We start from the raw sequence: 9,571 nt of genomic DNA, 5'->3' as shown, positions 1-9,571 counted from the left end.
GCCGGATCACCCTCGCCGAACGCAGATACTCACACCCCCAGTGCTCCATCGCCCGCGCCAGCAGGAACTCATCCAGCTCCTTCAGCTCCAGGACCTTCGCCGGACGCCACGACAAGTACTCGGCCACCTGCCGCAGATGGTCAGTACGCGTCTGCTCCCGGGACATGCCGTAGCCGCGCAGCACCTCGATCGGTAACCCGCGCTGCCGGGCCAGCCGCCCCACCGCCGCCAGCGGCGCCGCCGTCACCTCATCCGGCACGAAGCCCAGCCACGGCAACGTGCACAACTGCACCGCGGCACCCAAGACCGTCGCAGGACGCAGGAACTTCCGCAGGACGCAGGAACTTCCGCAGGAACGCCTCATCAGCCGGGGCGAGGGTGAAGCAGCGGATCAGCTCGTCCTTACCGATCGCGGGGAACGACCGCAGAGCCTCCAACTCCTCGCCGGAAGACACCCTCGTGGCCATCTACCCACCCCTCCCGTCACCGGATTCGCCCGGTCAGCCCAACGAGCCAACCGACTCCACGGCAACGGGCCAGGTCAGGGGCTACTCCGTTGTTTTTCGGCGAGAACTACTGGGACCCCCACCCGGTCGGGGTCGTGCTCCGTGATCCGCCCTCCGGCGTGCCGGAGGCGGAGACTCGTACCACCGCCGGCCCCGCCGGGGGTGATCCGCGCCTCGACCACGCGCCGCCGGTCCCAGACCCAGTACGCGATTTCCAGGAGTAGGTAGGCCACAGCGGTACAGACCGCCCATCTGACGGCGGGCGGTTCTCCCCGCAGGGCAAGGCCGATCAGGCCTAGACAGCCGGCCGATACCGCCAGGCGTCGTAGCCGTGGACCCGTCCGCGTGCTCCTGTCCGACGCGTCCCAGAGCAGATCCTCGCTGACTGCCATCCCGCCATCATGGGCCCCGGCCATCCTCCTGAGAAGCCCCGGCCGGGCTTCCCGAGCGGCCTCGGCCCGCGGGACATCGGCGAGCGCGAATCCGGCGGCGCCGGTGCGGGTCGGTCGGACTCCCGCCGTGGGCAAGCGGGTTCGGTGTTCGCCAACGCCTCGGATCACGTCGCCACCGGACGGGGCCACATTCCGGCTATTGGTCCAGACCTATTGACCGGCCGTGTCGTTGCTCCTACGATCCGGTCCGGCACAGCCCCACCTGTCCCCACCTCACCCAGAGCCGGGCGTCGCGCCCCCACGCGTCGGTCATGCCCATGGCGCTCTGCGGGAATGGAGCGCACCATGTTCCGTCGGAGATCACGTACTTCGCGCCTGCCGGCCGACACCGGCCCCCGTGCGGACCGGACCAGCGGCGCCAAGCGCGGACCGACCGTCCTGAACCGCTCCCTTGCCGGGGTGAGCGCCGCCGCCGTCATCGGCGCCGGCCTCGCCGTGGCCGGGGCCGTCAGCGCCGGCGCCGTCAGCGCCGGCGCCGTCGCGGCCGGGGCCGAGGCCACCAACCTGGTGGTCAACTCCGGCTTCGAGAACGGGCTCTCCGCCTGGACCTGCTCCGCAGGCTCCGGCGTGGCCGTCGGCAGTCCGGTCCGGTCCGGCTCCTCCGCGCTCAAGGCCACGCCGAGCGGCCAGGACAACGCCCAGTGCGTCCAGACCGTCAGCGTGCAGCCCAACTCCCAGTACACGCTCAGCGCTTACGTCCAGGGCAGCTATGTCTACCTGGGTGCCACCGGCACCGGAATCACCGGCACTCCCTCCACGTGGACGCCGAACAGCCCGTCGTACGGCCGGCTCAGCGTCGGCTTCACCACGGGGCCGAGCACCACCTCGGTGACCGTCTACCTGCACGGGTGGTACGGGCAGCCCGCGTACTACGCGGACGACGTATCGCTCACCGGCCCCGGCGGCAGCAGCCCCACACCGACCACCGCACCGCCGACGACCACACCGCCGACGACCGCACCGCCGACGACCGCGCCTCCGACCACGGCGCCGCCGACCACGGCGCCCCCGACGACCGCCCCGCCGGGCGAGACCTGCGCCACGAAGCCCAAGCCCTCGGGCAAGGTCCTGCAGGGCTACTGGGAGAACTGGGACGGCGCCGCGAACGGCGTCCACCCCGGCATGGGCTGGGTTCCCATCACGGACAGCCGGATCGCCGCGCACGGCTACAACGTCATCAACGCCGCCTTCCCGGTGATCCTCTCGGACGGCACGGCCCTGTGGCAGGACGGCATGGACGCCGGCGTCAAGGTCGCGACCCCGGCCGAGATGTGCCAGGCCAAGGCGGCCGGGGCGACGATCCTGATGTCGATAGGCGGGGCCACCGCGGGCATCGACCTGAACTCCAGCACCGTCGCCGACAAGTTCGTGGCGACCATCGTCCCGATCCTCAAGAAGTACAACTTCGACGGAATCGACATCGACATCGAGACCGGCCTGACCGGAAGCGGCAACATCAGCACGCCGTCCGCCTCGCAGGCCAACCTGATCCGCATCATCGACGGCGTACTGGCCCAGATGCCCGCGGGCTTCGGCCTGACGATGGCCCCCGAAACCGCGTACGTCACCGGCGGAAGCGTCACCTACGGGTCGATCTGGGGCTCCTACCTGCCGATCATCAAGAAGTACGCCGACAACGGCCGGCTGTGGTGGCTGAACATGCAGTACTACAACGGCAGCATGTACGGCTGCTCCGGTGACTCCTACCAGGCCGGCACCGTCCAGGGCTTCACCGCCCAGACCACCTGCCTGAACAACGGCCTCACCATCCAGGGCACCACCATCAAGGTGCCGTACGACAAGCAGGTGCCCGGTCTGCCTGCCCAGCCCGGGGCGGGTGGCGGTCACATGACGCCGAGCCTGGTCGGTCAGTCGTGGAACGCCTTCGGCGGTTCGCTGAAGGGCCTCATGACGTGGTCCATCAACTGGGACGGCTCGAAGGGCTGGACATTCGGCGACAACGTCAAGTCCCTCCAGGGCCGTTGAGCACGTCCTTTGACCTTCACGGGGTGATGTGGCGATGAGAGGGCACGGCCCCCGGGAGCGCTCTGCGCTCCCGGGGGCAGTGCCCGGCTTCAGGAGGCGGTGCGCAGGCGGGTGGCCGCGGATTCCGCTTCCCGTACGACGCGGTCGGTGTCGATGTCGACGAGGCGGCCGTCGAGTTTGAGGGGACGGCCGTCCACGAAGACCGCGCGGACGTTCTCCGGGCGGCCGTTGAAGACGATCTGGTTGATCCAGTCGAAGCGCGGCGCGAAGTTGAGAGCGGCGGGATCGATCACGATGACGTCGGCGCGCTTGCCGGGGTTCAGGGATCCCACCGTGTCGGCCATGCCGATCGCCTCGGCTCCGCCGAGGGTGGCGAGGCGCAGGACGTCGTGCACCTGGGGGAACACCGAGGTCTCCAGAGAGCGTGCGCGTTGGAGACCGATGGTCGCCTTCATGAGCGCGAAGAAGTCCGAGGAGTCGTTGGTTCCGCCGTCCTGGCCGAGCCCGGCCTTCACGCCGCGCCGGCCGAGGTCCGGCAGCCGCATGACCCCCGAGGCGAGGCGCATGTTGCTGAGCGGGCAGTGTGCGACCCGTACGTCGTGCGCGGCGACCGCGGCGATCGCGTCGTCGGTGAGGTGGATCGCGTGGTTCATGAGCAGCCGGGGCCCCAGCGCACCGATGTCCGCAAGGGTACCGATCGGGTCGTCCGCGTGCTGCTCGGAGCGTTCGAGGACATGGCTGTTGAGCATGACTCCGAGATCTCGGGCGATCTCCCAGTGCAGCCGGTTGAGGCCCTTGATGGCCCCCGCCGCGTGGGTGGCGACCTGCGCCGAGGCGAGGGGGAGCGGGTCGATGAGCTCCCTCTTCGTCCGGGTGATCAGCGAGGCGTCCCGCTCGGCCTGGAACATCGCGTAGGTGAAGCGCACGCCCGTGCCGGCCAGGGCCCGCACGTACTGCACCGTCGTGTCGTACGGGAGGGCGTCCACCCAGTCCACGAGCGTGGTCACGCCGGACTGTATGGAGTCGAGTGCCCCGAGGCGGACGAACCGGTACATGTCCGCGGGCGTGATCCGGGAGAACGTCGCCCGGTTGCAGTCGGCCAGCCACCCGAACAGGTCGCGGTCCGCGCAGCCGCCCCGCAACGAGGACTGCCACAGGTGGGTGTGCACGTCGACGAAGCCCGGCATCACCAGCTGGCCGGCGGTGTCGATCACGTGTGTGCCGGGTGGTGCGGGCAGCCGCTTTCCCACGGCCGCGATGGCACCGTCCCGCATGAGGACGTCCGCGCCCTCGACCGTGCCCAGCGGGCCGTCGCCGAGGGCGGGGTCCATGGTGAGCACGACTGCGGCGTTCCTGAGCATGACGGCCCGGCCCGACGGTGTTCCACCGTGCGGCCGGCTCCTCCCGGCGCCCAGGACGAGTGGAGCGGCTGCGGCCATTCCGAGGCCGCCCAGGACGTGGCGACGACTGGGTGCCGCCGGCTTCGGCGAAGGCGCGCGGCCTTCGGGTAAGGGATTCGGGGCGGGTTCGGGACACTCGCTGATCGGGTTCATGGCGTGTGGCCTCCCAACGAAACGAGGATGGGAACGGCCTTCCCCACGCTGACGAGTGGTCAGGTGAAGCGGGGGAGGCTACACGGATCGTCCGTCGGGCAGACGTCTTTCCGATAGAGGCGCGTCAACACTTTGTAGAAGTTGTGTCCGCGGCCCCGCCTTCGTAGAGGTGCCCACCGCCCCCGCCGCAGGCGCCCGCCTCTCCGGTCATGGCCGGGCGCTTGTCGATTATCGATATGGTCCGCTAGTCTTCGGCATATCGAAAATCGATAGGGGGGTACGCGGTGAACACGCGATTCACGAAGATCCTGGCCACACTGACCTTTGGGCTGGCGATGCTCTGGGGGCTCACCTTCATCGGCACGGCCGTCTCGCACCTGACCGACGACGGGGCGGTCTGCGTGCAAACCGGCTTCTGGGCCAACGCCACGCTGGAGGGTGGCCTGCCGGTCGGCCAGGGCGTGGACGCCTCCAGCACCACGGCGCGGCTCTGCCAGAACGACCCCTCGGCGGCGCAGCGCGCAGCCGACCTCGGAAGCCGGCTGCCCTGGATGCTGTTCGCCTCGTTCGCCCTGCTGCTCTTCTCCCGGCTGCTCGATGCCGTCGTGTCCCAGGGGCCGTTCACCGACAAGGTGGCGCGACGGCTCACCGTGCTCGGCTGGTCCGTCACCGTGGGTACACCGCTCGCGGGCCTCGTCGTAGGCTGGTCGCAATCCTGGCTCGCCGCCAGCATGGTGCCCGAGCTGGACTCCGGGCCGATGGTCGCCGAGCCGCAGGTACTCATCCTCGCGGGCCTCGCCGCCGTCATCATGGGGAAGATCATGCGCGAGGGCGTACGCATGCGAGAGGACCTCGAAGGGACCATCTGATGCCCGAAGAGGAACTCCACTCGATCCGGATCCACCTCGACCGGGTCCTTGCCGAGCGCGGCATGACGCTCACGGAACTGTCCGCACAGGTCGGCATCACCGTCGTCAACCTGTCCGTGCTCAAGAACGGACGAGCCAAGGCCATCCGCTTCTCCACGCTGTCCAGGATCTGCGACGTCCTCCAGTGCCAGCCGGGAGACCTGATCACCCACGACCCGGCCGAGCCGGCCTAGCGCGGCTGCTCCCCGGGAGACCCGGGAAGCAGCCACGCCCATCGCCTACAGCCCGCTGTCAGCCTGGCGGTCCGGTGTCACATCAGGTGCCGGCCGAAGAATCGGACCCCGTCCTCCACCTCGAACCACGGGGTGCCGACGTGCCCACCCGGATTGGCGTGCAGCGTCTTCTCCTTGCTGCCGAAGGAGTCGAACAGGTCCAGGGCCCGCTGCCGGGGGTTTCCCTCGTCGTCCCACTGCAGCAGCAACAGCAGCGGAATGGTGACCTGCCGGGCCTCCTCGCGCTGGGCGTGGGGCACGAAACCCCCGGCGAAGAGGCCGGCGGCGGCGATGCGGGGCTCGACCACCGCAAGGCGGATGCCGACGGCGGTCCAACCCGAGTACCCGACCGGGCCGCCGACCTCCGGCAGCGCGAGGAGGGCGTCCAGGGTGGTCCGCCATTCCGGGACCGCCCTTTCGACCAGCGAGCCGACCAAGGACTCGAAGATCCCGTCGGCCGGCCGGCTCTTGCACGGCCGCCGGGAGGCCAGCAGCGGCCGCCGTGGTCCGACAACGGAATCTTCCCGACGAGCCCGAGACCTTTCCTGCGCCCGGCCGTACGCGAGACCGGGGCCCTGGTGCGCGGGGGGGCCGCCGGGCAGGTAGTTTGCTCGGGTGAGTCTCCTTGATGATGTGGCAGAGCGTGACGGCTGGCAGTGCTGGGTATGCGACGAACCGGTCGACCCCGACGAGTCGGTGAACGACCCCCGGGGGCCCAGTGTCGACAGCCGGACCGCCGACCGGAAGGCCAAGGTCGCGGAGCGGCTCGCGCACCGCGGCTGCAACACCCGCAAGGGTGCGGTCAAGGTGGTCATCGCCTGGCCGGAGCGCCTGTACGTGGTCGAACCCGCGCCGCTGATCACCGTTGCCGAGAGGCTGGAGCGCAAGGGCGGCCGCGAGATGGTGGGCCGTTGCCCGACCAAGAAGGACGCCCAGGAGACGGCAGATTGGCTGGTGGACCGCTTCTCCCGTCTCGTGCCGGGGCTGCCGGTGACCGCCGACATCCAGGCCGGCGGCGGCCAGTTCCTCGTCATCCTGTCCACCGGCCGCCGCTGACCGGGGACCACCGGCGCACACTCGCGTCGAGGTGGTGTCCATCCGGCCGACGAGTGTGCATCGCCGCTCAGGGCAAGTCGGGGCCTCGCAGCTCTTTCGGTCGCCACGCGGCTGCGGCAGGATGCGGTTCCATGATCTTGGAAAGCGCACTGCTCGATGTCCTGCCTGGCCAGGAGGATGCCTTTCTCGTGGCGTTCGCCGAAGCCAAGCCGCTGATCGCGGTGCAGAAGGGGTTCAGGTCGCTGGAACTGCGGCGCTGCGTGGACACCGGGCGGGAGTCGCGCTTCCTGCTCCGGGTCGAATGGGAGACGCTGGAGGACCACACCGAGGGCTTCCGCCGCTCGGCCGAGTACGAGAAGTGGCGGACGCTGCTGCACGGCTTCTACTCGCCCTTCCCCGAGGTCGAGCACTACGGGCAGGCCCTGCACAGCGCGTGAGGCCTCGCCGCGCCCTCGGTCAGCACGACGTGCGAGGGCGCAGGCGCCGGTCGACGCCGGATGACTACCGGACCTTCCTCACCCGCGTGGGTGCCGGCGGCGCGGGTCCCGCGCACGGCCTCTTCCCCGTTCGCCGCGTGCAGGGCCGCTGGCGCTGGGAAGGAGACGGTGCAGACCTGGCCGACCTGGCCGACCTGGCCATGCTCGCCCGGCCCTTTCCCGAGCACGGCCCGGATCCCGAAGCCCTCGACGCCCTCCTCACCGTGCGCCCTGAAGAAGAGGACTTCGACGAGATCGAGGACTTCGACGATGCCATCGAAGCGTGGGACGCACGCTGGGAACCCCTGATGTTCGCTCCCGAGCGCACCGCCGGCGCCATAGTGATCTGCCACCTCGGCTGTGCCCAGAGGGAATGGCTGATCATCAGCGGCACCCACCGCGGCACCATCTGGTCCGACTGCCGGGCAGACGACGCCGACCTCGTCCCGCTCCTCGACCAGGCGGGAAAGCCGATCACCTTCGCCCACTGGTACACCGACTGGCTGCACGAGGCGGAGCTCACCGCGCACCGACCAGCTACGAACGCCTGACGCCGCCGACCGCGAGCCGGACCGACTCATCGAGGGGGGCCGGCGGATCCGACCGGCAGAAGTAGGCGGGTACCTACTTCTGCCGGTGGAACCGCATGGTCCGGCCCTCGCCCACGGTGTTGGCTCGACGCGGAACGGACGGCGGGGCCGGGCCGCCGGGCATCACGGTGCCCCGGGTCGCCCACACCGCCGTCCGGCAACCGGTACCGCACGCCCGCTCCGGTTCCGTCGACCGTTTTGACCCTGGGGAACGACATGCTTGCAAGAGGCTTCCGCGTGCTGCGAAGGCTGGCCCTACCCGTCCTGCCGCTGGTCTTCCTGGCCGCGACACTGCCCACCCCCACGACCGCCGTGGCGGCGTCCGGGAGCAAGTACGGAGACGCCCGCCTCGACCAGTGGTCGTCGCTGACCACCCACAACTCCTACGCGGACTCGGGGGCCTTGCCGCCGCGGAACCAGTCGCGCACCATCGCCCGGCAGCTCGACGACGGCGTGCGCGGGCTGATGCTCGACACCTATGACGTCGCCTACGACCAGGAGGGCAACGTCGACCTGATGCTGTGCCACTCCACGTTCGCCTGCTACGAGACCTTTCGCAGCGGGCTCAGCACGGTGGTGGACTTCCTCAAGGCCCACCCGGACGAAGTGGTCACGGTCTTCCTGGAGAACTACGCCGGCCGCGAGTCGCTCACCGCGGCGGTCACCGACGTGCTGGAGTCCGAGAACGCGAAGAACCTGCTGTTCTCCCCCAAGCAGTACGACATCGACAACCGCAACTGGCCGCGGCTGCGCGACATGGTCTCCGACAACCGCCGCCTGGTGGTGTTCCAGGACAGGTGGGGAGAGGACGTCCCGGTCACGTCCAGGGACGGGAATACGGAATACGGGCGCCTCATGTACACCTGGACCCGCACGGTGGAGACGCTCTACGACTACGACGGCCGGCCCAGCGGCTGCGCCTCGCGCAACAGCAACCCGGTCGGACAGAACCCCATGCCGGGCACGGCCCTGACCCCGCTGTTCACCATGAACCAGTTCGACTCGAGCGTGCTCAACCCCGAGGCCAAGGCGCCGGGCGACAACGGCGCAGCCCTGAAGAACCGCATCGACAAGGACTGCCGTCCCGCCGCGGGCCACAACCCCAACTACGTCGCGGTGAACTTCTACGAGCAGAGCGACACCAGTGGCGTCACCCCGATGTCCGTGGTCAACGAGCTCAACCGCAACGCCCACATCTTCGCGCCCCACCCGGCGCTGTGGACCGTCACCCCGGGCAAGCAGTTCATCGGGCAGACCTACCAGACCACCGCCCCGAACCGCTGCATGGTGCGCGGTGATTGGTTCCCCGACGGCTCGGGCGGCGTGGTCACGCAGCGGGCCTGCGCGAGCCCGGCGCCGAGCAGCCAGCAGTGGACGGGCTCCCTGCCGCCCTACGACAGCAAGGGCTACTACTGGCTCAAGGCGGGCAACGGCTACTGCCTCACCGTCCCTTGGAACCTCGGTACGCCGCCCGGCAACGGCACGCAGCTGTTCTATTGGCCGTGCGAGGGCCGGTGGGCCTCGGCCAACCAGCTCTGGGAGATCATGCCGGCAGACCAGTACGGCGGCAGGCGCGCCTTCTACTTCATCAACCAGTGGACCGGCAGGTGCCTGACCCTGGACCCGGCGACGACCGGCGGCAAGGCCGGCAAGGTCACACTGGACGCCTGCCCGACCCGCGGGTGACGCCCGGGACCTGACCCGGGCACCCCGCACACCCGCAGTACCGGCGCCGATGCGGCCCGGCCGAGCAATCGGCCAAAAAACCCCAGCTATAACCGACCCGATAAAAAACACGAACGAAAAGAAAA

At 69.7% G+C, this 9,571-nt stretch carries 7 protein-coding genes and 4 pseudogenes; 8 read left to right on the top strand and 3 right to left on the bottom strand.

Going from position 1 to position 9,571, the window contains the following annotated elements:
• A partial coding sequence (locus tag ACFWBW_RS39315) for a DUF4158 domain-containing protein (protein ID WP_385383875.1) occupies nucleotides 1-292 on the bottom strand: 292 nt, incomplete at its 3' end.
• A 615-nt stretch (nucleotides 293-907) separates the two neighbouring features.
• Here ACFWBW_RS39315 and ACFWBW_RS39310 point away from each other — a divergent pair.
• Nucleotides 908-1,798 (top strand): annotated as a pseudogene (locus ACFWBW_RS39310) (carbohydrate binding domain-containing protein); the annotation flags it as partial.
• Nucleotides 1,799-1,945: 147 nt separating this feature from the next.
• Nucleotides 1,946-2,944, top strand: a pseudogene (locus ACFWBW_RS39305) (chitinase); the annotation flags it as partial.
• Nucleotides 2,945-3,033: 89 nt separating this feature from the next.
• Here ACFWBW_RS39305 and ACFWBW_RS39300 read toward each other — a convergent pair.
• Nucleotides 3,034-4,305 carry an amidohydrolase family protein gene (locus ACFWBW_RS39300; protein ID WP_385383872.1) on the bottom strand — a complete coding sequence of 424 codons (1,272 nt, stop codon included), beginning with the start codon at nucleotides 4,303-4,305 and terminating at the stop codon, nucleotides 3,034-3,036.
• 476 nt (nucleotides 4,306-4,781) lie between these two features.
• On the opposite strand from ACFWBW_RS39300, the gene ACFWBW_RS39295 reads away from it, so the two are divergent.
• On the top strand, nucleotides 4,782-5,366 hold the full coding sequence (locus ACFWBW_RS39295; protein ID WP_385383869.1) for a DUF2975 domain-containing protein: 585 nt from the start codon (nucleotides 4,782-4,784) through the stop codon (nucleotides 5,364-5,366).
• Nucleotides 5,366-5,599 carry a helix-turn-helix domain-containing protein gene (locus tag ACFWBW_RS39290; protein ID WP_385383866.1) on the top strand — a complete coding sequence of 78 codons (234 nt, stop codon included), beginning with the start codon at nucleotides 5,366-5,368 and terminating at the stop codon, nucleotides 5,597-5,599. Before ACFWBW_RS39295 ends, ACFWBW_RS39290 begins: the two co-directional genes overlap by 1 nt.
• Before the next feature lie 77 nt (nucleotides 5,600-5,676).
• Here the strand turns inward: ACFWBW_RS39290 and ACFWBW_RS39285 are convergent.
• Nucleotides 5,677-6,099, bottom strand: a pseudogene (locus tag ACFWBW_RS39285) (alpha/beta hydrolase); the annotation flags it as partial.
• 154 nt (nucleotides 6,100-6,253) lie between these two features.
• On the opposite strand from ACFWBW_RS39285, the gene ACFWBW_RS39280 reads away from it, so the two are divergent.
• The 4 genes and pseudogenes from ACFWBW_RS39280 to ACFWBW_RS39265 all read left to right on the top strand — a co-directional run bounded on the left by ACFWBW_RS39280 (nucleotide 6,254) and on the right by ACFWBW_RS39265 (nucleotide 9,446).
• On the top strand, nucleotides 6,254-6,694 hold the full coding sequence (locus tag ACFWBW_RS39280; RefSeq protein WP_385383863.1) for a hypothetical protein: 441 nt from the start codon (nucleotides 6,254-6,256) through the stop codon (nucleotides 6,692-6,694).
• A 131-nt stretch (nucleotides 6,695-6,825) separates the two neighbouring features.
• Nucleotides 6,826-7,131 (top strand): antibiotic biosynthesis monooxygenase family protein, encoded by a 306-nt coding sequence (locus ACFWBW_RS39275; RefSeq protein WP_385383860.1) that lies wholly within the window; start codon nucleotides 6,826-6,828, stop codon nucleotides 7,129-7,131.
• A gap of 56 nt (nucleotides 7,132-7,187) precedes the next feature.
• Nucleotides 7,188-7,721: pseudogene (locus ACFWBW_RS39270) on the top strand (SMI1/KNR4 family protein); the annotation flags it as partial.
• 255 nt (nucleotides 7,722-7,976) lie between these two features.
• On the top strand, nucleotides 7,977-9,446 hold the full coding sequence (locus tag ACFWBW_RS39265; protein WP_385383858.1) for a phosphatidylinositol-specific phospholipase C domain-containing protein: 1,470 nt from the start codon (nucleotides 7,977-7,979) through the stop codon (nucleotides 9,444-9,446).
• Nucleotides 9,447-9,571 lie beyond the last annotated feature (125 nt).

The organism is Streptomyces sp. NPDC059957 (assembly GCF_042730015.1).
Taxonomy (GTDB): domain Bacteria; phylum Actinomycetota; class Actinomycetes; order Streptomycetales; family Streptomycetaceae; genus Streptomyces.
Note: the sequence above shows the minus strand (reverse complement) of the source record. Positions and strands in the feature narration are given on the sequence as shown.

Bases quoted from the DNA above. Each gene is read 5' to 3' on its own strand.
- ACFWBW_RS39300 (WP_385383872.1), bottom strand. From the start codon at position 4,305: ATGCTCAGGAACGCCGCAGTCGTGCTCACCATGGACCCCGCCCTCGGC.
- ACFWBW_RS39290 (WP_385383866.1), top strand. From the start codon at position 5,366: ATGCCCGAAGAGGAACTCCACTCGATCCGGATCCACCTCGACCGGGTC.
- ACFWBW_RS39275 (WP_385383860.1), top strand. From the start codon at position 6,826: ATGATCTTGGAAAGCGCACTGCTCGATGTCCTGCCTGGCCAGGAGGAT.
- ACFWBW_RS39265 (WP_385383858.1), top strand. From the start codon at position 7,977: ATGCTTGCAAGAGGCTTCCGCGTGCTGCGAAGGCTGGCCCTACCCGTC.